This is a genomic window from Caballeronia sp. LjRoot29 (genome assembly GCF_964252755.1).
GTDB lineage: Bacteria > Pseudomonadota > Gammaproteobacteria > Burkholderiales > Burkholderiaceae > Caballeronia.
On record NZ_CAXUPU020000004.1, the window covers coordinates 1 to 23,245 of the forward strand.

Annotated in this window: 20 protein-coding genes; 9 read left to right on the plus strand and 11 right to left on the minus strand. The window is 60.1% G+C overall.

All coding sequences use genetic code 11. The features are described 5' to 3' along the window. Positions 1–742: 742 nt before the first annotated feature. Positions 743–1,252, plus strand: coding sequence for a fimbrial protein (locus tag ACSQ83_RS05790; RefSeq protein ID WP_414954310.1), 510 nt, complete (start codon positions 743–745; stop codon positions 1,250–1,252). A gap of 115 nt (positions 1,253–1,367) precedes the next feature. Here the strand turns inward: ACSQ83_RS05790 and eutC are convergent, their stop codons facing one another. The 3 genes from eutC to ACSQ83_RS05805 all read right to left on the minus strand — a co-directional run bounded on the left by eutC (position 1,368) and on the right by ACSQ83_RS05805 (position 5,034). Then, positions 1,368–2,120: an ethanolamine ammonia-lyase subunit EutC gene (gene eutC / locus ACSQ83_RS05795; RefSeq protein ID WP_436227496.1), complete on the minus strand. Its 753-nt coding sequence runs from the start codon at positions 2,118–2,120 to the stop codon at positions 1,368–1,370. 74 nt (positions 2,121–2,194) lie between these two features. Continuing rightward, positions 2,195–3,487, minus strand: a complete 1,293-nt coding sequence (locus ACSQ83_RS05800) for an IS701 family transposase (RefSeq protein ID WP_436227497.1) — start codon at positions 3,485–3,487, stop codon at positions 2,195–2,197. A gap of 167 nt (positions 3,488–3,654) precedes the next feature. Continuing rightward, positions 3,655–5,034 (minus strand): ethanolamine ammonia-lyase subunit EutB, encoded by a 1,380-nt coding sequence (locus tag ACSQ83_RS05805; protein ID WP_436227498.1) that lies wholly within the window; start codon positions 5,032–5,034, stop codon positions 3,655–3,657. A 334-nt stretch (positions 5,035–5,368) separates the two neighbouring features. On the opposite strand from ACSQ83_RS05805, the gene mnmH reads away from it, so the two are divergent. Then, positions 5,369–6,460, plus strand: coding sequence for a tRNA 2-selenouridine(34) synthase MnmH (gene mnmH / locus ACSQ83_RS05810; protein ID WP_414954313.1), 1,092 nt, complete (start codon positions 5,369–5,371; stop codon positions 6,458–6,460). 41 nt (positions 6,461–6,501) lie between these two features. Next, the gene (locus ACSQ83_RS05815; protein WP_436227499.1) at positions 6,502–7,557 is read left to right on the plus strand and encodes a permease; all 1,056 of its coding nucleotides are present in this window, start codon (positions 6,502–6,504) and stop codon (positions 7,555–7,557) included. A gap of 121 nt (positions 7,558–7,678) precedes the next feature. On the opposite strand, the gene ACSQ83_RS05820 is transcribed toward ACSQ83_RS05815, so the two are convergent. From ACSQ83_RS05820 to ACSQ83_RS05830, 3 genes are read right to left on the minus strand one after another with little or no spacing between them, the layout of a single operon-like run. Further along, positions 7,679–7,849, minus strand: a complete 171-nt coding sequence (locus ACSQ83_RS05820) for a hypothetical protein (protein WP_414954315.1) — start codon at positions 7,847–7,849, stop codon at positions 7,679–7,681. Beyond that, the gene (gene cydB / locus ACSQ83_RS05825; RefSeq protein ID WP_436227500.1) at positions 7,827–8,828 is read right to left on the minus strand and encodes a cytochrome d ubiquinol oxidase subunit II; all 1,002 of its coding nucleotides are present in this window, start codon (positions 8,826–8,828) and stop codon (positions 7,827–7,829) included. The genes ACSQ83_RS05820 and cydB overlap by 23 nt, the downstream gene beginning before the upstream one ends. A 1-nt stretch (position 8,829) precedes the next feature. After that, positions 8,830–10,242 (minus strand): cytochrome ubiquinol oxidase subunit I, encoded by a 1,413-nt coding sequence (locus ACSQ83_RS05830; RefSeq protein ID WP_436227501.1) that lies wholly within the window; start codon positions 10,240–10,242, stop codon positions 8,830–8,832. 451 nt (positions 10,243–10,693) lie between these two features. Between ACSQ83_RS05830 and ypfJ the strand changes: the two genes are divergently transcribed. Both ypfJ and waaC read left to right on the plus strand, forming a co-directional pair. Beyond that, complete coding sequence (ypfJ, locus tag ACSQ83_RS05835) at positions 10,694–11,605, plus strand: KPN_02809 family neutral zinc metallopeptidase (RefSeq protein ID WP_436227502.1); 912 nt, start codon at positions 10,694–10,696, stop codon at positions 11,603–11,605. Positions 11,606–11,964: 359 nt separating this feature from the next. Then, positions 11,965–12,975 carry a lipopolysaccharide heptosyltransferase I gene (gene waaC / locus ACSQ83_RS05840; RefSeq protein WP_436227503.1) on the plus strand — a complete coding sequence of 337 codons (1,011 nt, stop codon included), beginning with the start codon at positions 11,965–11,967 and terminating at the stop codon, positions 12,973–12,975. Positions 12,976–13,005: 30 nt separating this feature from the next. On the opposite strand, the gene ACSQ83_RS05845 is transcribed toward waaC, so the two are convergent. Further along, positions 13,006–13,656 carry a DsbA family oxidoreductase gene (locus ACSQ83_RS05845; protein ID WP_414954320.1) on the minus strand — a complete coding sequence of 217 codons (651 nt, stop codon included), beginning with the start codon at positions 13,654–13,656 and terminating at the stop codon, positions 13,006–13,008. Between the two features lie 150 nt (positions 13,657–13,806). Here ACSQ83_RS05845 and ACSQ83_RS05850 point away from each other — a divergent pair, with 150 nt between their 5' ends. After that, positions 13,807–14,025, plus strand: a complete 219-nt coding sequence (locus tag ACSQ83_RS05850; RefSeq protein ID WP_158934984.1) for a hypothetical protein — start codon at positions 13,807–13,809, stop codon at positions 14,023–14,025. Between the two features lie 227 nt (positions 14,026–14,252). On the opposite strand, the gene ACSQ83_RS05855 is transcribed toward ACSQ83_RS05850, so the two are convergent. Beyond that, positions 14,253–15,593: an NAD(P)/FAD-dependent oxidoreductase gene (locus ACSQ83_RS05855; protein WP_436227504.1), complete on the minus strand. Its 1,341-nt coding sequence runs from the start codon at positions 15,591–15,593 to the stop codon at positions 14,253–14,255. A 192-nt stretch (positions 15,594–15,785) separates the two neighbouring features. On the opposite strand from ACSQ83_RS05855, the gene ACSQ83_RS05860 reads away from it, so the two are divergent. From ACSQ83_RS05860 to ACSQ83_RS05870, 3 genes are all read left to right on the plus strand, one after another. Next, on the plus strand, positions 15,786–16,217 hold the full coding sequence (locus tag ACSQ83_RS05860) for an OsmC family protein (protein WP_436227505.1): 432 nt from the start codon (positions 15,786–15,788) through the stop codon (positions 16,215–16,217). Positions 16,218–16,720: 503 nt separating this feature from the next. After that, positions 16,721–17,812, plus strand: a complete 1,092-nt coding sequence (locus ACSQ83_RS05865) for a calcium:proton antiporter (protein ID WP_414954323.1) — start codon at positions 16,721–16,723, stop codon at positions 17,810–17,812. 248 nt (positions 17,813–18,060) lie between these two features. Continuing rightward, entirely contained in the window at positions 18,061–18,210 is a 150-nt protein-coding gene (locus ACSQ83_RS05870; RefSeq protein ID WP_213762224.1) for a hypothetical protein, read from the plus strand. A 169-nt stretch (positions 18,211–18,379) separates the two neighbouring features. On the opposite strand, the gene ACSQ83_RS05875 is transcribed toward ACSQ83_RS05870, so the two are convergent. The 3 genes from ACSQ83_RS05875 to ACSQ83_RS05885 all read right to left on the minus strand — a co-directional run bounded on the left by ACSQ83_RS05875 (position 18,380) and on the right by ACSQ83_RS05885 (position 23,138). Continuing rightward, positions 18,380–19,774, minus strand: coding sequence for an NCS2 family permease (locus ACSQ83_RS05875; RefSeq protein WP_436227506.1), 1,395 nt, complete (start codon positions 19,772–19,774; stop codon positions 18,380–18,382). Between the two features lie 339 nt (positions 19,775–20,113). Continuing rightward, the gene (ggt, locus tag ACSQ83_RS05880; protein WP_436227686.1) at positions 20,114–21,853 is read right to left on the minus strand and encodes a gamma-glutamyltransferase; all 1,740 of its coding nucleotides are present in this window, start codon (positions 21,851–21,853) and stop codon (positions 20,114–20,116) included. 355 nt (positions 21,854–22,208) lie between these two features. Continuing rightward, positions 22,209–23,138: a LysR substrate-binding domain-containing protein gene (locus ACSQ83_RS05885; protein ID WP_414954325.1), complete on the minus strand. Its 930-nt coding sequence runs from the start codon at positions 23,136–23,138 to the stop codon at positions 22,209–22,211. Positions 23,139–23,245 lie beyond the last annotated feature (107 nt).

Sequence of the window (23,245 nt, forward strand, 5' to 3'; positions counted from 1 at the left end):
GTGCCGGATTGCTTATACGCTGCCGAAGAAAGATGCGAAGGCTTATAACCCCGGGTATTTATCGTTGCAGTCGCATTGCGTGTTGGGAAGTGAAATGGCGATTTCGAAAAGTACGACGGCGGGTGCAACGATCCCTGTGCATGTGGAGCGTTGAAGTGTGCGATTAGTGGGGGCTGAATTGCCAGGCTAACCGCCTCTCGATTCTCTTTTTAGAAGACTCATCCCATGTTGAAGAAACTCTCGTTACTTGTATTTCTGCTGCTGCAGCTACTGTTCGGCGTAACTGCAGCAAATGCTGCCCCCACTCTATGTACCATCGCGGGCGGCACCAACTATGCGCCAGCCGTCACGGCAAATCTGTTTCCACGTGACACCCGATAGGCACACAAAGCCCGCCTTACTCGACCCTGGTGCAAATCAGCTGCGTCTCCGATGTAACCGCGTACTCGATGAGCGTATATACAAACGCTCCTACCGGCGTAGAGGTGCCTGGATTTACTAACTACTATCAAACGAATATTCCTGGCATTGCGGTTCGATACATCGCGGAAATGGACCAAATACCTCTTGCTCACCTTATTCGGGAGGCTGGCCGTCGCCAATACTAACAATAACTCGAACGATCTCCTGCACGGTGAAAGCGTCAGCGACCGGAGAGATACAAACGTTTGGCTTGAACTACACGGCTTACTTCATAAAGGTCGGCAATGCAGCGGTTGGAAATCTTACGACAATTCCAGCAGTGAGTATTTGGCAATACATTCCGCTCAAAGGTGCTGTGGCTAACGTGTTTTCCGGTTCGGCAACCGGCACATTCGCCGTCGCCGCCTGCACGGTCACGACACCGGCCATCGCCGTAACGATGCCGAAGACCTACACCTACCGATTACCGAAGGTCGGATCCACCGATGGTGAAACGAGCCTGGCAACAGGGCTGAATTGCGACCCGGGCGTCAAGGTGTACACAACGCTAACCGACGTAAGCACGCCCTTGAATACCACGACAACGCTGTCGCTCAGTCCGGATTCGACCGCGCAAGGTATCGGTTATCAAATTCTCTATAACGCTACGCCCGTCAATTTCGGTGTTGACTCGTCGGTACCGGGAAACCCGGGTCAGTTTGTGTTGATGCCCGTGCCGACCACGGGCGGCGTGCTTAGCGTTCCGCTAACGGCCCGATACATCCGCACTGGCAAGATCGGCAGCGGATCGGTGAATGGAAAAGCGACCTTCACCATGTCGTATCAGTGAATGATATAAGCCGACAAGGTCTATCCGCCAGACCGGTGGAGCGAAGCAACGGTATCGCGCAACGACGCCCCTGCATGCGCCGCGTGCGATGACCGCCGCCTCGCTGCCCTTCGCCTTAACGATCCATCATCGAGCCCGATTCCTCCGCTGCAGGCAACAACGCGTCGCTATCGTCTTTGAGCTTCACGCCCGTTAGCTTCAGACGCGTTGCTTCAGTCAGCAAGTAATGCAGCTTGAACGCTGCGGGATCGTAGGCAAGACCTTCGGGGCGCACGTTCGAAATACAGTTACGCTCCGCATCGCTTTTACCAATGCGCGGTTCATACGTCAGGTAGATGCCGAGGCTGTCGGGCGAACTCAAACCCGGCCGTTCTCCAATCAGCATCACCACGATGCGCGCCCGTAAAATCTCGCCAATACCATCGCCGAGCGCGACCCGCGCCTGCCTTGCGACGACGATCGGACCGATGTTCAGGCCCGCCAGCTTCGAGCGCATGCGCTCGAGCAGCGGCAAGGCATGACGCGCAGCGGCGTAGGCAGACAAACCATCGGCGACCACGAACAGGACATCGAACGCCGCGGCCGCTGCGGCCGCGTAATCATGCATTCGCGAGGTACTTTCGTCGTTCAGCTTTCGTCCCAGGTCAGGTCGCCGCAAGTAGTGCTCGCGATCAGGCGCGGCGCTTTCCACGTCGAGCGTTTCAAAACCGGCGGCATTCAGCAATGCATGCAGCGCAGCCACATCGAGCGGTTGATGCACGGCGTCGCGGGCTTGCGCATGCGAAAGATTAAACGCTAGCAGAGGCGCCGTCGGCAGGCTGCTGCCCGCTCGTCCTAATCTTACTGTGTCATAAATGTAACTTAACATCCCAGCAGCATGGACACCGGCTGAGTCTGTGGATGATGGCGCGAGCGATGAGTAGCCGCAGCGTCGAAATCGAGTCAGGCACGTGGCGCTGGACCCGTCCGGCTGCCGCGAGGGAGGTAACCTTCGGGTAGGGAAGCCGCTTCTGGTTGAGCGCGGTTTTTTTTTGCGCCGCCCTGACTGAGCCGCTCGGTGACGAGAAAGGCGTAAGCCGCAATACACAGCGTGGCATGGTGATGGAAGCCGCGCCAGCCGCGGCCCTCGTAATGCGCGAGGCCGAACTCCTGCTTGAGCTCCTGGTAGTCTCGTTCAATACGCCAGCGCATCTTGGTGACGAAGACCAGTTGTTCCAGGGTGGCCTCGGACGGCGCCGTGCAGAGGAAGTATTTCGCCGGCTCGGCTTCTGCCTCGGGCCACTCGATCAGTAGCCACTCCTCGGCGCGCATCTCGGTGCCCAGGTAATCGCGGTGAGCAGGACGAACCCGCACAGCGGCGAAACGCGAGGATAGATCCGTGTTGGTACCTTCGCGCCAGGTGAGCGCGCTATAGGCCTCTTGCGGCAACTCCATGGCCAATGCCTTGATCGACACCGGCTCGTGACCCGGCTCACGGCGCAGCTTCGTCGGCCGTATGCCGCGACCGCTCCAGGGCTTGGGTGGCAAGGGTGCGGTGCCCGGCGCCCATACCGTGGTTGCCGGCCTGATACCGACGGCATACAGCATGCCCAGTTCAGTAATGCCATCGCGAAAGGCGGTTTCATCGCCATACCCGGCATCGGCCAGCACCACGCCCATGGGCACGCCCGAGGCGAGCGCCTCATGCATTTGCGCCAGAGCGATTTCAGGCTTGGTAGCGAACGTCACACCGTCGGGCACCCCGGCTTTCTTCCGGCGCTCGAGGTCAGCCGCCCAGTCCTTGGGCAGATACAGTTGATAGCCAACCGGAAGACTGCCCTGAACGCTGGCCAACGACAGGCTGACGGCCACCTGGCAGTTATCTTGTTTCCCGAGCTGGCCACAATATTGCCGCGCCACCCCGACCGAGTGCTTACCCTTCTTCGGGAATCCTGTGTCATCAACGATCCAGTAGCAGCCACTGTCCAGACCAAGGTGCGGCACAACCCAGTCTCGGATGCGCGTCATCACGGCGCTGTCGGACCATCCGGCCTTGGCCACGAAGTGATGCAGTGACTGATGCTTGGCTGCGACGTGCAGCGGATCGGTATGCGCTGCCAGGGGCTCAACGCTCTTGCGATGGATCGGCAGCATCAACCCGCGACAATAGTCCTGCAATCCGGCGTTTCGATCCTTATGCTCTAACCCTGCGCACAGATGCTCAATGTAGCGATCGAACTTCTCCAGATTTTCCATTGCAGTCCGCCGGTAGATATGGAATCCTTATTATCTACGATAATGCAGACGAATATCGTTATTTTTATGACACAGTAAGACTAACGCAATGCGCGCGTTGGTGAAACGACGCAGCGTGTCCCATGGGTTGGTGCTGACGGAAGAGGGAGGATCGTAGAAATCGGCCATCAGGCACTCATCCATTCGAGCAGCGGTTGTGATGCGGACTGGTTCAGCAAAGCGCCTTGTGGACCGGCAATTCGCATCGCCTCAAGCCACGCCTCGAACTCCGGCGCGCGCCGCAAGCCGAGCACATTGCGAACATACAGCGCGTCGTGGAATGACGTGCTTTGATAGTTCAGCATGACGTCATCGGAGCCGGGAATGCCCATGATGAAATTGACATTGGCCACGCCCAGCAGCGTGAGCAGGTTGTCCATGTCGTCCTGATCGGCCTCAGCGTGATTCGTGTAGCAGATGTCGCAACCCATGGGAACGCCGAGCAGCTTGCCGCAGAAGTGATCTTCCAGTCCCGCGCGAATGATCTGCCGGCCATCGTACAAATACTCGGGGCCGATGAAGCCGACCACCGTGTTGACCAGTAGCGGGCTGAACTTGCGCGCGACCGCGTAAGCGCGGACTTCGCAGGTCTGCTGATCGACACCGTGATGAGCGTCGGCGGACAACTCGCTGCCTTGGCCAGTTTCAAAATACATCAGGTCGCGGCCAACGGTGCCGCGTTTTAGCGACAAACCCGCTTCATGCGCTTCCTGAAGCAGCGCCAGCGAGACACCAAAACTGCTGTTCGCTTTCTCGGTACCCGCAATCGACTGGAACACGAGATCGACGGGCGCACCTTTCTCGATTGCAGCAATCGTGTTGGTCACATGCGTGAGCACGCATGATTGCGTCGGGACTTCATAGCGTTGCCGGAAGTCGTCGATCATCACGAGCAGCGTCGTGATCGCACTCAACGAATCCGATGCCGGATTGATACCGATCATCGCGTCGCCGCAGCCGTACATGAGGCCGTCAAGCATTGACGCGGCAATGCCCTTGACGTCGTCGGTCGGATGGTTCGGCTGCAGGCGCACCGACAAATGTCCGGGCAAGCCGATCGTGTTGCGAAAACGCGTGATGACCGGCCGCTTTTTCGCGACGAGGATCAGGTCCTGGTTGCGCATGAGCTTCGATACGGCCGCGACCATCTCCGGTGTCAGTCCCGCCGTCACGCGGCTTAGCGCGCCGGAATCGGTGGTGTCTGCCAGCAGCCAATTGCGGAAATCGCCCACGGTGAGATGCGAAATCTCGGCGAAAGCTTGGCAAGAATGATCGTCGACGATCAGACGCGTGACCTCGTCAATCTCGTAGGGGATCACGGTTTCGTTGAGGAAGGCGCGCAACGGTACTTGCGCCAGCGCCATCTTAGCCGCCACGCGTTCTTCTTCGGTATGAGCTGTCACGCCTGCCAACTGGTCGCCGGAACGCAGCGGGCTGGCTTTCGCCAGCAGCGTCTTCAGGTCGTCGAAACGGTAAGTCCGCAGACCGATGGTCTCGTTATAGCTCATTGCGTGATCCTTGTTCCAAGGCCCCTCCAGGCACTTACTCCGCGCTCGCTGGCCGGCTCGACGAATCCGGCATCTGGCATCCGGCAGGCGTCTTGCGCGGGTTGAGCCGCGTCCTTCGCTGGCGATCGGCGCCCGCGGTCGATCCGGGCGTTAACCCGAAGTATGCGGCGAAACAATTAACGGTCAAAAATGCGGACGCGGTAATTTAAACGAATCAGACGGAGTGTCCTTGCCGAATATCCGATCTGGGCCGCGCGCCCGGGCGCACCGTTGCCCGATTTCCCGCGTGCGATAATCCCGCTTTCCCAATCCGGGCATTTTCGCGCGCCGCACCTTGAAAAACCTGCTTGTTTCCCTCGATCGCCTGGCGGATTTCGACGAGATCATCGACGTCCGCACGCCGCTCGAATTCGCGGACGATCATATCCCCGGCGCGCTCAATGCCCCCGTGCTGAGCAATGAGGAGCGGGTGCTGGTCGGTACGATGTACAAGCAGGTGTCGCCGTTCGAGGCGTCCCGCGTGGGCGCGGCGCTGGTCGCGCGCAATATCGCGCAGCACCTCGACACGACCTTTGCCGGCCGGCCGCGCAACTGGCGCCCGCTGATTTATTGCTGGCGCGGCGGTACCCGGTCCGGTTCCGTCACCACCGTGTTCAGCATGATCGGCTGGCAGGCGCGGCAGCTGGAAGGCGGGTATAAAACCTATCGGCGCTCAACGCTCGATACGCTCGATAATTTGCCCACCCGGTTCCGGTACATCGTGCTCACTGGCCCCACCGGGAGCGGCAAAACGCGTCTGCTGCACGCATTGCACGAGGCTGGTGCACAGACGCTGGACCTGGAACAACTGGCGGCGCATCGCGGCTCCTTGCTCGGTGCGTTGCCGGGCGAGCAGCAGCCATCGCAGAAATGGTTCGATACGCTGTTGGTCTGCACGCTACGCGGTTTCGATCCGGCCCGGCCGGTGTTCGTCGAGGCGGAGAGCCGGCGGATCGGCGCGATCTCTTTGCCCTTGGCGCTGCTGGAGTCGTTTCACCGCGGCGCATGTGTCGAGGTCGAGGCAAGCCGCGACGATCGCGCCGCGTTCTTGCTGCATGACTACGCGCATCTTTTCCAACATCCGGAATCGTTCAAGCTGCAACTGTCGCGACTGATCGGCCTGCATAGCCGCGAGCGGGTGAGCGGCTGGCATGCGTTGATTGACGCGGGGCGAGAAGCTGAGCTGGCCCGCGAACTGATCGACCTGCATTACGATCCGGCCTATTCACGCAGCAGCCGTCAGAATTTCAGCGAATTGCCGTACGCCACGCACATGCTGTTCCGGCCGAACGACGCCGATGTGGTCGGGCAGGCAAGGGCGCTGCTGGCACGGCTAGATACCACGCGGCAGGTTCAGACTGAAAAGCCGCCCATCGGGTCGGCCTGACGCTGTTTCATTCCAGTACAACAAACAAACTACCCAAGACCATGCAATCCACTCTTCGACAACCACGCGTCACGCTCGGCTGGGTCACGTTCCTGCTGATCGCGGTCGTAGGCCTGTTTTACGTCAAATGGTTTCCTTACTACAACCGCGCCTTCGTGGCGGCCAGTCAACATTCCATCGGTAAATCAATCGTGATGGGTACCGCCGCGAGCGCGCCCGCGCCGTCGTGGCAGGCTGCTATCGACTATGCCGTCGCCTATGGCAAGGCAATCTGGCAGGCGATGGTGTTGGGTCTCCTGCTCGGCTCGGCGGTGCAGGCGCTGATTCCGCCGCAATGGGTGGCGCGCGCGCTCGGCAAGAGCGGCTTTGGCAGCGTGGTGACTGGTGGCCTGATGTCGCTGCCGGGCATGATGTGCACCTGCTGCGCGGCGCCGGTCGTGGCCGGCCTGCGGGCGCGTCAGGCGGCGCCGGGAGCGGCTATCGCATTCTGGCTCGGTAACACGGTGCTGAACCCGGCCACGCTGATTTTCATGGGCTTCGTGCTTGGCTGGCAATGGATGGGACTGCGGCTCGCGCTGGGAATCCTGATGGTGTTCGGCCTGGGTTACGCCGTGAACCGGATGGTGACGCCGAAGGAAGCCGAAGCGTCACGCAGCGAGATGGCGAAGCTGGTCACAGCGGAAGATCCGGGCACGGCGTTCACCCGCTGGATTCGCATTCTCGGACGCATGACGATCCGGCTTGTGCCCGAATATATCGTGCTCGTGCTGGTGCTCGGCGCGGCGCGGGCGTGGTTGTTTCCGCATATTGGTCCGAATATTGACAATAGCGCGCTGTGGATTGCGGGTCTCGCTATTGCCGGCACGTTGTTCGTGATCCCGACAGCGGGCGAAGTGCCGATCATCCAGGCAATGCTCTCGCTCGGCATGTCAGCCGGCCCCGCGGGCGCATTGCTGATGACGCTGCCGCCGGTCAGCTTGCCATCGGTCGCCATGCTCGGCCGTTCTTTTCCGCCGCGCGTGCTGACGTTCGTGGCCCTCGCGGTGGTGGCGTTCGGGATCGTTGCGGGGCTGCTTGCAGTGGCGCTGGGGTTCTAGCCGCCGGTGATGTAACTCGTAGGTCCAACACACGAGAGGCCGGTTACAACGCGAGTTGAAACCGGCCTCTTTTCGTGAGCGTCAGGGGAGGTCGGATTGACCCGATTGCCTCTTCCACGCTTTAACGCGCAGCCGCCTGAATCAGCAGCTTGAACGGCAGCGCAAGCAGCATCGCGCCGCCCACGCCTACACACCAGAGCGCGACGAACCACAACGTGCTCCTGAGCCGCGCACCCCTGCGGCGTTTGATATCGGTCTCTGTACCGGTCTCAGTGATAGTGATGTTCGCCATGGCGCACCTTGCCGCGAAAAACCCAGTAACCCAGCGTCGTGTACGCGATGATCACGGGCAAGATCACCGCCGCGCCAATGAGCGTGAACATCTGGCTAGAGTGCGGAGCCGCGAGTTCCCAGAGCGTCACGCCGGGGAAGATGGCATGGGGCGATATGCTCGCCACCAGGCCGCTATAACCGAGCAGCACGAACGCCAGCGCCATCATGAACGGCCGCGTTTCGTGCCGTGAAAGGATGGACCGGCGCATCAGCCATGCACACGCGACCACAAGCACAGGCACCGGCAGGAATCGATAGAACCAGGGGGTATCGAACCAGCGCGTGGCAATGCCCGCGTCCTGCAGCGGCGTCCAGATGCTGACGACCGCGATAGTCCCAAGCTGCAGCAGCGTCAGCGGCCACACAATGCGGTAAAACCGTCGCTGCAAATCGCCTTCCGTTTTCGCGATCAGCCAGCAGCAGCCGAGCAGTGCATAGGTGACCACCAGCGCGAGTCCGGTGAACATGCTGAAGGGCGTGAACCACGTGAAGGCATCGCCGGAAAAACGGCCGTCCGCGACCGGAATGCCATTGAGAAATGCGCCCAGCGTCACGCCCTGGAAGAACGTCGCGCCCGCCGATCCGCCGATAAACGCAAGATCCCACATGTGCTTCGTGCGAGTTGCCTTCGAGCGGATCTCGAACGTGACGCCGCGAAAGATCAGGCAGACCAGCATGAACATCAACGGCAGATAAAGCCCCGACAGCACGGTCGAATAGATCATGGGGAACGCCGCGAACAGGCCCGCGCCGCCCAGCACGAGCCAGGTTTCGTTACCGTCCCAAACCGGCGCGACGGTGTTCATCATGACGTCGCGATCACGCTCTTCAGGGAAGAACGGAAACAGGATGCCGATGCCAAGATCGAAGCCGTCCAGCACGACATACATCAGCACGCCCAGCGCGATGATCGCGGCCCACGTTAAGGACAAATCCATCTCAGGCTCCTTCGATTGAATGCGTCGCGGCGGACAGCGGCCGGCGCGCGGTATGGTTGTCGTCGTCCATGCTCGGTGCGTGCGTGGTCATGCCGGGCAATGCCGGGCCGGTTCTAAGCAGCTTGAGCAAGTAGTAGATGCCGGTACCGAACACGAGCGTGTAGACGATCACGAAGATCAGCAGCGTCACGCCCACTTGCTGCGCGCTGACCGGCGACACAGCCTGCGCCGTGCGCATCACGCCGTAGACAACCCACGGTTGGCGACCCGCTTCGGTCGTTACCCAACCGGCGAGCAGCGAGATGAAGCCGGTCGGTCCCATCGCGAGCACGAAGCGCTGGAACATCTTCGATTCGAAGAGCTTGTTTTTCCTTCGTAGTACGAAGCCGGCAGCGCTCATCAGGATCATCAGGACACCGAGCCCGGCCATGATCCGGAAGCTCCAGAACACGATGGTTGAATTTGGCCGATCCTCTTTCGGAAACGACTTGAGGCCGCGGATTTCACCGTCCCAGCTATGCGTCAGGATCAGGCTGCCCAGATGCGGAACGGACACGGCGTATTTCGTGGTTTCGGCTTCCATGTCTGGGATGCCAAAGAGGTTCAGTGCAGTGCCGCCTTTCTCGGTGTTCCACAGGCCTTCAATAGCCGCGATCTTCGCCGGCTGATATTCGCGTGTGTTGAGGCCGTGCTGGTCGCCGACTAAAGCCTGAAGCGGAGTGAGCACGAGCAGCAGCCAGAGCGACATCGAAAACATCTTCCTGATGGCTGGATCCTTGCGTCCCTTCAGCAAGTGATAGGCAGCCGTTGCCGCCACCACCAGCGCCGCGACAATAAACGCCGCGATTGCCATATGCGAAAGCCGGTACGGAAACGACGGGTTGAAAATGATCTTGAACCAGCTCACCGGCACAACATGATCACCTTCAATGCGAAATCCCTGCGGCGTCTGCATCCAGCTATTCGATGCGAGAATCCAGAAGGTCGAGATCAGCGTGCCGATGGCGACCATCAGCGTGGCGCCGAAGTGCGCTTTCGATCCGACCTTGTTCCAGCCGAACAGCATGATGCCGAGGAATCCCGCTTCCAGGAAAAACGCGGTCATCACTTCATAGGCGAGCAGCGGACCGGTGATCGGGCCGGCAAAGCTCGAAAACCCTCCCCAGTTGGTGCCGAATTCGTAGCTCATCACGACACCGGACACCACGCCCATGCCGAATGCGACGGCGAACACCTTCGACCAGAACAGGCATAACTCCTTGTAGACCGGCTTACCGGTCTTGAGCCAGGCGCCTTCGAGCACGGCGATAAAACTCGCCAGTCCAATGCTGAGCGCCGGGAAAACGATGTGAAAAGAAACCGTGAAAGCGAACTGGATACGCGCTAGATCGAGCGCTTGCTGAGTGGCATGCATGGCAGGTCGTGCAGCCGTCGCGGGCGCACTCGAAACGAGCTCGCGGGCGGGCGCTGGTTGGTTGGATTGAGTACAACGGAAGTGACTCTAAGCTAGTTTTTAAGATGAATGCTGCGGCGCGGAAGGAAGCGAGAATGTGCGGAAATGTCGCAATTTTTGAGATGATTGATCGGTAACTCACTGTTTACACGTAACTTTATAAAACGATTTCATTAGTGCCCGAAAATGCCGATGCGTTAATTCCGCGACAATCGACCGCACTGCATCAAACAAGGCGGGCCGCATTGAGATGACGCGAGATGCGTTACGTGCGCGACGTTTTATTGGCGAGATTCTTCGCTGGCGTGCTGGCCTGCGCCGGGTACCATGGCGGAACAACATCGCAGACGTTTTCCTGCCCGGAATAACTGCTCTGCAGCAAAGCCAACAACCACCGTGACGGGAGAAAACCATGCGTCTTGACGACGAAGCAGAGAGCCGCAATGTGGAGGACCGGCGTGGGGCCGGCGGCGGGGGCGGCGGATTTCGCATCGGCGGAGGGCGCTCGATTGGTATCGGCACGATTGTTATCGCGCTGGCGGCCGCGTACTTTTTCGGTATCGATCCCATGCTGATCCTGGGCGGGGGTTCCATCGGGCAGGGTGGTTCATACAGCCAGCCGCAAACGCAGCAGCGGCAGATGGATCCGCGCACTCAGCCCCAGGCAAGCGCGAACGATACAGACGCAGTGTTCGTGCGCCGGGTGCTCGGCAACACCGAGCGCACGTGGCAGCAGATTTTCCGGACCCGCTACAGCCAGGATTACCCGGCGCCCAAGCTCGTCCTCTTCTCCGGCGGCACCGCGACCGCGTGCGGCACCGGGCAGTCAGCCATGGGGCCTTTCTACTGCCCGAACGACCGCACGGTGTATATCGATTTATCGTTCTACCAGGAGTTGCGCGATCGCTTCGGCGCGAGTGGAGATTTTGCGCAGGCCTATGTGATCGCGCACGAGGTTGGCCACCATGTGCAGAACGTGCTGGGCATCATGAATAAAGTCGATGCCGCCCGGCAACGGATGTCGCGGGAACAGGCCAACCAGTTGTCGGTGCGCGTGGAGTTGCAGGCCGATTGTTTCGCGGGCGTCTGGGCCAACGTGGCGCAAAAGAACAACGCGAAGCTGATCGAGCCCGGTGACTTCCAGGAAGGGCTGAATGCGGCGGGCGCCATAGGCGACGACCGGCTGCAGAAGGAGACGCAAGGACGCGTGGTTCCTGAGGCGTTTACACATGGCACGAGCGCGCAGCGGCAGCGTTGGTTGAATCGTGGACTGGCGACAGGCGATCTCGGGCAGTGCGACACGTTCGGTGCCAAAACGCTCTGAGTTTTGGTATTTCGCGGCCAGTTGCACGGCCAGTCGATAACGCGGGTTTTAATGCGGATTTCAACATCAAGGCGCCGGCGTGTTCGGCGCCTTGTTCATGAAAGACCGTGAAATAGTAGTGAAAACCGTTAATTCGACGGATAATTCCGGCAGAACGCGCAGTGCAGAACTTACCAATACTGACAGCGCGGCTCTACGCCAATTTATAGAATTCCGGCTATTAAATCGCTCATGATCCGAACGGCTTTCGATCTGTCGAAGCCTTTACGGGTCAAGCGAGCCAGCCGTCCGGCACTGTGGCTTATGCGCTCCCGCCTGAATCAGTGTGCCGATGAAACAAAAGGTCCCATAGCATCCCCATGAAGCGAATCCTGATTGTCAAGGTGACATCGTTGGGCGATATCGTAGAGACGCAGCCGGTTGTCTCCGATCTTCGCCGTGCATTTCCGTCCGCCAAGATCGACTGGGCGGCAGACGCGGCTTTCGCCGACATCATTCGCTGGAATCCGGCGGTCAACCGCGTGTTGAGCGCGCCGCTGCGCAAGTTCAAGAAAGCGCGAAGCTGGGCTGATCTGAAAGACATCGCTGCGTCTATCGGAGAGTTGCGGGCCGAAAAGTACGATGTGATTCTCGATATCCATGGCGTGTACAAGAGCGCGATCATTGCGTTCATCGCTCGCGGGCGGCAGCGGTATGGGTACAAGAACAAGGACCTTGGCGAGCTCGGCGCGGCCTTTGCCTACAACAAGCGCTTTGGGCCACGACCGAGAACCGATGCGTGGCGGGGCATGCGCGTGAGCGTGGCCGACGCGCTCGGCTATACCTTCGATGAAACCCCTGACTTCAATCTTCGTTTGCCGCCGGCAGCCACGCCGCTGCAGCTTCCGCAGGACGCGCCCATCGCGATGCTTTTCCACGCTACATCAGCCGATGAAAAGAAGTGGCCGATCGACCGCTGGGCCGAGACGGGGCGTTCGCTGACGGCGCGCGGTTATCGAATCGCACTGCCGTGGGGAACGGAAGGCGAGCGCCGGGAGGGTGAGCAGATAGCGGCCCTTGTGCCGGGCGCGATCGTCTTGCCGAAGCTGACCGTGACCGAGTGCGCGCAGTGCATCGAGGCGTCGGCGCTCGTTGTGGGCATGGACACCGGCCTGGTCCATCTGGCGTATGCGCTGGGCCGGCCCACGGTGATGATCTTTACGGCAACGTCGCGCGAGCATTTCGGCATTGGATCGTCGACGCATTCGATTTCGGTCGGCGACCAGCATGCGCCGCCGAATGTGGCGTCGGTGCTGGAAGCAATAGAGGGCGTGTTGACGGGATCGACGGCGTCCGCCGCGCGCGATGTCGCGACGGGAATCGTGTCCTGATTCGACCTGCAAGGGCCGCTTAAAACATGCTCAAGCGCCCGGAAACCCATCCGGGAAAAGGCGCTGGACTGCCGCCTCGAAGTGTTCGATAGGCGCCGCGCCGCGCAATGCGATGGGCGGCGGCGGTTCCTCGGTGCCCACGCCGTCGCGCGACAACACGCAGAACGGCACGCCGGTCACACCGAGCTTGGTCGCGAACTCTTCGTCTTCGATAACCGCGTCGGTGAGCTCGTCGCCGAGCAACGCCTCTTCCAGCGATTCCGGATCGATGCCGCACGTGGCGGCAATATCCAGCAGCGCATCCGTGTCGCCGATATCGATGCCATCCTCGAAATATGCCTTGAAGATCGCACGATGCACGACGTCGAAGCGACCCGATTCACGCGCGAAAAATGCGGTCTCGAATGCCTTGCGGCTGCGCGGTTGAACCGGCGGAAGGCGCAACAGCAAACCGCGTTCGTTGGCCATCGGATAAACGGAGTTTTCCCAGGTCTCGTGCAGAAGGTCGCTATCCGGATCGATTAACGCCGTAGGTTCGGGGCGCAGTTCGAACGCGTGCCAGCGCACTTCGACGGCGTCGCCAAAAGCATTCTGAAACTGCTCGATCACCGGCACTTCCAGATAGCAGAATGGGCAGACGAAATCGGACCACACGTCGAGGTACAGCTTGGCGCTTGTCATATAAGGCTCGTTTAGGATTCGTATTCAGCGAAATTCAGTGCGAAATTCTACCCCGCATTCGACTTTCTCTCTGTCCGCATCGGATGCCGCCGAAAAGGATCGGACGCTCGTTCGTGATAGGATCCGCCCACTATTAAACAGGGGGCCTCAATGGCATTCAAAGAAACGAAGGGTAACAAGACCGTCGAGGCACTCGTAATGCCGGCACCGGGCGCAATGTTCAAGGGTTATATCCGTGTTGTTACGGAACACGTAAACGGGCCCATCGGGCAGACAATTGGACGCGGATGTGGACGTCCGGTGAAAACCGAGCAGGCTGCGCTTGAACTCGCAGAGATCGAAGCACGTCGCGTGATCAGCGGCAAGTAATGGTTTGAAGCGGCTTCGAGCGACCGCTCGGAGCTGGCAGTTGACGATACGCTGTACCGTCTTGCAAGAGGTCCTGTGCACATACAACGTGGACCGATGCGCATCGAGACGTTCCAATTGGCGACCACGCCGCCACCATCAATTCAGAGCGTAAGCTCGATCCGCTACAACAATCCACGTTCTGCGCCAAACGCCTACGCGCGATTGCATTCCTGCGCTTTACGCGATTAAAACCCGCCATCCAGTTCGATCTTCGTGCCGTCGCTGAAGCGGCTTAGCCGGAATGCTTGTGGATCTACCAACGGCTTGTCGTTCGCGACGATGTCGGCCATCAGCTTCCCCGCACCCGGCCCGATCCCGAATCCGTGACCCGAAAATCCCGTGGCGATGAACATGCCCGGAACCTGTTGCGCGGCCGAAATCACCGGCACGGCATCCGGCGTGACATCGATATAACCCGCCCATGCCTGCGCCACTTTCACGTCGCCAAGCGCGGGAAAGAGGGCACGGAATGCGTTGATGGCGACATCGTTGAATGTTTGCGTGGGCGCCGGATCGAGCGTGCGAACGGTTTCAAACACGGTTGGCTGATCGAGCCGCCATGTCCGCGGCTGGCGCAATGCCTCGAAAAAGCGTTCACCGAAAGCAAAATCCATCGACCTGAACTGGCTTTTCAGCGCCGGCAGATAGTGCCGAAATAGCCGGAAGCTGTCGGGCGTGATCTCGGCCACGCTGCGAAACGCATTCGCGATCGTGTAGCCGCCATCCAGCCGCTTGCGGTATCCAACGGTCTGGTTGCAAGCACTGACCTCAGGGCCGCCATCGACCGGTTCCGTGCGCATCACCGACGACCTCACGCTCAACTGCGGCACGTCGACGCCAACGCTACCCGCGAACAAACGTGTCCACGCACCGCCCGCAACCACCACGCTCGAGCAGCGGATCATGCCATGTTCGGTCACAACGCCACTGACCGCGCCAGCACTTGTTTCGATGCCGCGCACCGCGCACGGCGTTAGAACCTTCACGCCCTTGGCACGCAGCGCGTGGGCGATGGCCGGTGCCGCGCGCTGTGGCTCCGCGCGGCCGTCGGAAGCCGTGTAGATGCCGCCAGGAAACGCGCGCGCGACGCCCGGCATCAACGCGGCGGTCTCGTCGCGCGACGTGATACGGGAATCGATACCCTCACGGCCTACCAGGCTCACGGCGCGCGCCAGCCAGCTTTCGTGATCGGCGAGGGACTTGGGGTCGTCGGCGGCATAGAGGATGCCGCATTGCCGGAACCCCGTGTCAATGCCGAGCGTCCGGTCCAGCTCGCGCCACAGCTTGAGGCTTTCGATACTGAGTTCCAGTTCGCGCAAGTCGCGATGCGTCGCGCGGCACCAGCCCCAGTTACGGCTCGATTGCTCGCCGGCAATCGCGCCTTTTTCGCAGACCGCTACCGAGAGGCCCTTCGCGGCGAGATAGAGGGCTGTGCTCACGCCAATAATGCCGCCGCCGATAACAACAACATCGACGCGCTCGGGTAAATCACGATCTTCAGAGACTTCAACGACTTGCGGACCCATCTATCCTCCTTTAAGGGGGCGCGCCGGAACGGATCCGGCAACACACCCGCGGTGCTTTCGGGCATCCTGTGTGCTTCTCTTCACTCCGATGGCGCGTCAAAGCCGACAGCCCATGTCAGCCGGCTTGGCGGTCGATTCCATGCTGCGGCTGGTTCGCGCGGCATATCCACCCTGACTTTCTGGAGAACACTCGTGCAAAAGACAGCATCGGCAAAATGGAGTGGTGGCATCAAGGACGGTAAAGGTTACATTTCGACGCAAACCGGTGTGCTGAAAGACGCGCCTTATGGCTTCGCGGCCCGTTTCGAAGGCGGTCCCGGAACGAATCCGGAAGAGCTGATCGGCGCGGCGCATTCAGGATGTTTCACGATGGCGCTGTCCCTGCAGCTCACGCAGGCGGGGCTCACGGCCGAAAGCCTGGAGACGAAGTCTACCGTGACGCTGGACAAGGACGGTGAAGGGTTCTCCATCACCGCCTGTCATCTGGATTTGAAGGGGAAGGTGCCCGGCACCGACAAAGCCACCTTCGAGAAGCTCGCCAACGCGGCGAAAGAGGGTTGCCCGGTGTCAAAGCTGTTCGCTGGAAACGCGAAGATTACGTTGAACACGGAATTCATCGAGTGAGTCTGGTTTTAACAGACTGACTGAGTGACTGAGCAACTCTAGGGCGTGGCCGCGAAACGGGCCGCGCCCTTTCTTTTGTGCGCGGAGTTTTGGGGCCGTTGGTTATCTCACGGCCTTTCAGATCTACCTCGCGCATAGTCATCTGACACACGCCAGCGATTAAAATCCGGAGAGCGACTTATCCACATTTTTTGTGGATAGCCGTGTGGACAACGTGCGTGAGCAGTCGCCAACTCACTGATGCGTAACGGTTTACGGTTCCCCAACGTTTCGGAAGCAGGAACGCTGAGCGCAGCCGGCAATGCATCTTCAGGCGGTTGTTGCAAGCCCCAAGCAAGCCCCAAGCAAGGCCTAATCAAGCCCTGAGCTCGCCCTGCAACGGGCCGCGCGGGCCAAGAACCTGTAATCTGACGGCAGTTCAAGTAATCGGGCCGGACTGAAAACTGGATCCGATCAACCTTCCTGACGTTTCGATCCACACGCAGCACCGCCCTGGAGCATCGATGAAATTCAAGCTGGACTGGACGTGCATCGCGCCATTTGCCGCACTTGTCATCCTCGGACTGACGTTCGCCATGCCGAACGGCTTCCTGTTGATACTCTCCGCCATCGCTCTCGCGTTCGCCGTATTCGCTGCGATCCATCACGCTGAAGTGGTGGCGCATCGCGTTGGCGAGCCGTTTGGCACGCTGGTGCTCGCGATCGCGGTCACGGTGATCGAAGTAGCGTTGATTGTCTCCGTCATGCTGACTGGCGGTCCGGATAAAGCAGCGTTGCCGCGCGACACGGTGTTCGCCACGATCATGATCGTGTGCAATGGGATTGTCGGGCTGTGCCTGCTCGTGGGCGGCATGCGCCATCACGAGCAGAATTTCCAGTTGCAGGGTGCAAGCGCGACGCTCGCGGTTCTCTGTGCACTGTCGGTCCTGACCATGGTTTTGCCGGATTTCACCAGCACGGTGATCGGGCCGGGGCTGTCGACGTCGCAACTGGTGTTCGTGGGCGTGACGTCGCTCGTGCTTTATGTGGTGTTCGTGTTTGTGCAGACGGTGCGCCATCGCGACTATTTCCTGCCGCCCGTGCCTGCACTCGATCCGAACAAAGGCGAATCCGACGATGTTCACGCGCCGCTGCCAACCAACGGATATGCGCTGGCCGCTGGCGGTTTGCTGCTGCTGTCGCTGATTTCGGTGGTCGGGCTGGCGAAATTGCTTTCGCCAGCGGTCGAAGCCGGCGTTGCCCGTGCGGGCGCGCCTGAAGCGGTGGTGGGTGTCGTGATCGCTGCGCTGGTACTGTTGCCAGAAGGCGTCGCCGCAATTCGCGCGGCACGGCTTAACCGCTTGCAGACGAGCTTGAACCTGGCGCTTGGGTCGGCGCTGGCGAGCATTGGACTGACCATTCCGGCCGTGGCGATGGTATCGCTGGCAATCAGCCAGCCGATTGCGCTGGGTCTGGGGCCGAAGGAAATCGTCTTGCTCGCACTGACCTTGATCGTGAGCGTCTTGACGCTTGGAACCGGGCGCTCGACGCTGCTTCAAGGCGTGGTTCACCTGGTCATTTTCGCGACGTTCTTGTTCCTGTCGGTTGTGCCTTGAGCCGATCCGCGATCTCGTTAGGCGCGCGCCCAGTAAGTGGTCCCGCGCGCGTTGTTGGGGCCTGGAATCGGCGGTTGAAACGATGAAAGGGGGCAGTTCAGGCCCGAAAGGACGCGTTGTTGCGTTCACGCTTCACTTGGCGCTTCGCGTCGCCGTCGATCTCAAAAATCTTTTTGCAATGCAGCATCGAATGCGTATAATAAGGGTATTCCCTAACGGTTAATCCCTAGCTTCGCTGAGGTGCTCTCATGAAAACCACTGCTCAAAGTTCGCTCGTCGTTTCGTTCGGTTCCTGGTTCCGCAAGGCCAAGGCCGTCGTTCGCCGCGAAGCCGCTCACGCGCTGAACCTGCATCTGCAAAACTGCGCAGTGCTGGCTGAAGCGTATCGCCGGAAGTAAATCGGCTGCAGGTTGACCAGCCGTTGAGTCGACATACCGATTGAGCCGTTTCATCGCTCTCGAGAGTCGATCAGGCGATCTGGCAGAAGTGAAAAAGGTTGCCGGGAAAATCGCCGGCAACCTATGGCAGCAGAAAGCTGACTGTGCTAAATGCGCGTCAGCCGTCAGGTCAGATTGCCCATCCGCCGAGATAAAACACGGCAAGCACTGCGGCAATCACCACCGTTCCAACGTTGAGCTTCTTGTATTCGCCGGCTACCACGCGCCCGATCACGAGCGTGCAGAAGCCGAGCATGATGCCGGTCACAATATTCGCCGACAGCACGATGAATACGGCGCAGACGAGACCCGACATGGTGTCGACAAGGTCGTCCATGTGAAGCTTGCTCACGCTGGCGAGCATCAGCAGGCCGACATACATCAGGGCCGGCGCCGTAGCGTAAGACGGCACGAGCCCAGCGAGCGGCGAGAAGAACATCACCAACAGGAACATCACGCCAACGGTTGCTGCCGCCAGGCCCGACTTCGCGCCCGCCGCCACGCCCACCGTCGATTCAATATAAGCCGCAGCCGGCGCACCGCCCAGGCAAGCAGCGACAATCGAGCTGACCGAGTCCGCCGTCAACGCACGGCCGCCGTTCACAATCCGGCCTTTATCGTCGATCTGACCGGCTTGTCCCGCAACCGCGCGAATCGTGCCCGTGGCATCGAAGACGGCGGTCATCACCAGCGCGAACACACTAGGCAACACGGCCAGCGACAGCGCGCCGCGAATGTCCATGGCCCCGATCAGCGATGCATGTCCAGGCGCGCTCAGCGCGGGCCATGCGAACACGCCGGTAAAACGGACGGCGGGATCGAAGGCGAGTCCCAACGCCGACAGCCCGACCACCACCAGCAAGATGCCTCCCGGTACGCGCCGGCGTTCCAGCCCGATGATCGCAGCGAGTCCGAGGATCGACATCAAGACGGGAAACGCCGTGATATGGCCAAGCGAAACAGGCAAACCCGCGCCCGGATTCTTGACGATCAGGCCAACATCGTTCGATGCAATCAGCAGCAAGAACAAGCCGATACCGATCCCCGTCCCATGTGCCACGCCTGCCGGAAGATTACGCAGGATCCACGAGCGCACGCCCGTGACGGAGATCGCCGTGAAGGTGACGCCCATCAGGAACACAGCGCCGAGCGCGACCGCCGGCGAGAGCCCTTTGCCTAGTACCAGCCCGAACGCGGTGAACGCGGTGAGCGAGATTGCACAGCCGATCGCAATCGGCAGGCGCGCCCAGATGCCCATCAAGAGCGAGCCGAACGCGGTTGTCAGGCAAACCGCTACGAAGACGGCCCGGGTGTCGAAGCCGGCCTTGCCGAGCATGGCCGGGACGACGAACACGGAATAAACCATCGCCAGGAAAGTAGTCACTCCGGCAATGACTTCGCGCCGCTGCGTACTGCCGCGCGCACTGATTTGAAAGTATCGGTCGATCAATCCACTTGATTGGGACGCGGGTGCGTCATCCTGGATGTCGATGCCGCCAAGCGGCTGGGCGTGGGGTTCCATCATGAGCTGTTCTCCTTTATCAGCAGGCTGAAACAAGCGGGCCGGCAGTCGTTGACAGACCGGGGCACGCCGTCTTCAGGGTCGTCTCGATAGGTTTATTTGTTGTGTTGGCGGGAGCCAACGCATTGGACTGGGGCCAGCACAGAGACTAGGGCAACATTAAGCCGCCTCCAATCTCAAAAATGGGATTCCAGTCATGCCGCGATCCTTATAAGGTCCCTTTCAGGTCGGCTTTAGCGGAACGCGCATACGGAATAAATGCAAAAGGGCCAGGTCTCGAATGACCCTGGCCCTTTTGTCCAACTGGAACTGACCTTGAAGCTGGTGCGCTGATTCGACCCGTTACTGGATCACGCGCGTCACGCCGCGGCCACGCGGATCGGCGACCGGTTCTGGCGTCTTGTCATCGATCTTGATGACCTGGATATCGCCATTGAAGCCCTGTTTTGCGAGCGTATAGCCCTTCGCTTCGAGTTCCTTCGCGAGATCGCCGTCAATGGGTTTGTACGGCTCCCAGAAGATCGTGTTCGGCGGCAGCAACTGGTGATGAAAGCGCATCGCTGCCACGGCGTCGGGCAAGGGCATGGAGAAGTCGTAGACGTTGCTGATCACCTGAAAGATCGATGTAAAGATACGCGAACCGCCCGGCGTCCCGATCACCATCGCAACCTGATCGTCCTTCGTGAGGATGGTCGGTGTCATCGAGGAAAGCGGGCGCTTGCGCGGTTCGATGGCGTTGGCGTCGCTGCCTACGACGCCGAACATGTTCGCCACGCCCGGCTTCGAGGAGAAGTCGTCCATCTCGTCGTTCAGCACGACACCCGTGCCGTCCACCACCACGCCCGAGCCAAAATAGCCGTTGATGGTGTACGTATTCGATACCGCGTTGCCCCACTTGTCGACGACCGAGAAGTGCGTGGTTTCTGCTTTTTCAGGCATCGTCGTGCCCAGGCCCGGAACGACGCTCTTGGTATCCGACGGCGTGTCGGGATTGACCTCGGACGCGCGCTTCAGGATGTAGTCATCGTCGATCAGTTGCGCGACCGGCACCTTGTAGAAGTCAGGGTCGCCAAGATACTGGGCGCGATCCGCGAACACGCGCTTCTCAATTTCCGCGGTCAGGTGAATGTATTGCGCGGAATTGAGCGGGACGTTGGCATATTTGTCCTTGAGATCGGCCTTCATCTTCAGCAACTGAACAAGACCGATACCGCCGGAACTCGGCGGCGGCGCGGTGATGACTCTATAACCGTTCCAGCTCGCGAGCACCGGCTGCCGCCAGACCGCCTTGTATTCCTTCAGGTCCTGCGACGTGATCAAGCCGTGACCCGCCATGGCCGTCGAGATCAAGTCCGCCGTCTGGCCTTCATAAAAACCCTTCGCACCCTTGTCCGAGATACGTTGAAGCGTGGCAGCCAGTTCCGGCTGCTTGAAGTTCACGCCTTTATTCAGGGTTCCGAAATAACTGTCGAAATTGGTCTTGCCGGCGAAGTCCTTCGATGCGGCGTCCTTGCGTTCCTGCAACTGGTCGCTGACTTCAAAGCCGTCTTGCGCGTACTTGATCGCGGGCGCGACGACCTGTTTCCATTTCAGCTTGCCAAAGCGCTTCTGTGCTTCCCACATTCCCGACACCGTGCCCGGCACGCCGACTGCGCGATACCCGTACAGGCTCATGCCCTTGATGACTTCGCCTTTGTCGTCGAGATACATGTTCTTCGTGGCTGCAATCGGGGCGCGCTCACGATAGTCGAGGAAGTACGGACGATGATCCACGTAGAGCGTCATGAAACCGCCGCCACCCAGGTTGCCCGCTTCCGGATACGTCACCGCCAGCGTGAAGGCGATCGCAACGGCTGCATCGACGGCATTGCCGCCTTCCTTGAGGACCTGTTCGGCGGCGTCGGCTGCGAACTTATCGGCGACTGCTACTGCTGAAGCCGTCAGGACTGCGGGTTGGGCTGCGACTTTTGCGTAAGCGGGCGTGCTTTCGACAAACCCGAGCGAGAGCGAAAATGTTGCAGCAGCGAGCGTTCCAAGTGCGAACGGACGTGTCCGATGCAGTGAACTCACGGACTTCTTCATGGACATCTTTGGATCCTCCTGAAAATGGGTGCGCGCGTGGGTAACAGTCTTGCCCCGAGTCTTGCCCCGAGTCTTGCGCCGTCGCCTTTTCGGGCGAAAGGCCTAGGCAGAGTCGCTCCGGGGCTTATACCACGGGCGTAATTGATTCCGAAAGGGTGGGAAGCCCGTGCTTCATCCGGAGCCGGGCCGTGATGGCCCGGCGTGCAGGGAAGCAAATTGCACGATCCATCCGGTTGCGGGATTCGTTCGGCCACGGGAGGTGACCGGGACCTTGATCGATAGTGTCTCGCCGTCAGGCTGACGGCATGAAGCAGACACAAAGCGCTTGCACAAGGCCCAACGCCCGCGTCGTTCGTCAGGCCTCGACGCCCACGGATGCGGGTGCTTCGTCAAGGTCGTACGTTGCCACAACACGCAGTACCGACTCGCGGAACGAAGCGACCAGATCCGAGCGTATACCGCTGCTCGGATACGACAGCACGTATTCATATTCGATCGCGGCATCGAACGGCCGCACGACCACGCCATGCGCGCGCCACACCTTCGCCGCGAACGGTTCGACGATCGAGATACCCAGACCACCCGCGACCATCGCATAACGCGTGTGTGCGGTATCGGTCATCACGGTGTAGTTTGCCCGGTCTTCGCCGGCTGCGAACAACGATTGCTCGGCCGCATAAGGTTGCCTTGAATTCGGCAGCCAGCCGATGATGCGTTCGCCGCGAAGATCCTGTGCGCGCACGGTTTTTTTCTTCGCCAGCCGATGCGAGGCCGGCATTGCGCACTGCGCCCGCGCGTGCAGCAACTTTTCCACCTCGATCCCCGCAACGGTTGCAAACGCCTGGCTGATGGCGACATCGGCCTTATGGTTTTGCAGGATCGTCAGCACCTCCGGGACTTTTACGGAATCGACACGAATGGGCACACCCGGATGGCGTTCGACGAAGTCGGCCAGGATAGGCGGCAACAAGGTGCTTGCAAGCACCGGCAAGCAGGCAACGGTCAGTCCTTCGGACGCCTCGTCGCGAATGATTTCGGCGACTTGCTTCAGGCGTTCAAGTCCCAGGAAGTTCTCTTCGACCGACTTAAAAAAGCGCAACCCGGCGTTTGTCGGATTCAAGCGCCCGCCTATGCGGCTGAACAGGCTAAAACCGAGGTCAGCCTCTAAATCGGCGATCAGGCGGCTGATCGCCGGCTGAGTGACGTGCAGCGCTCGCGCTGCACCTACGCTGGTACCCGTCATGATCAACGAGCGGAAAGCTTCTATCTGGCGAAAACGGATCATTGTATTGAATCACCCTGCATGAATCTCAAGGACGCCGATGGTAGCGCGAACTAAAGGTGCCTGCTGATTTACGGCCACGCGCGCGTAGATAAAGCGTAAGTGGGAAG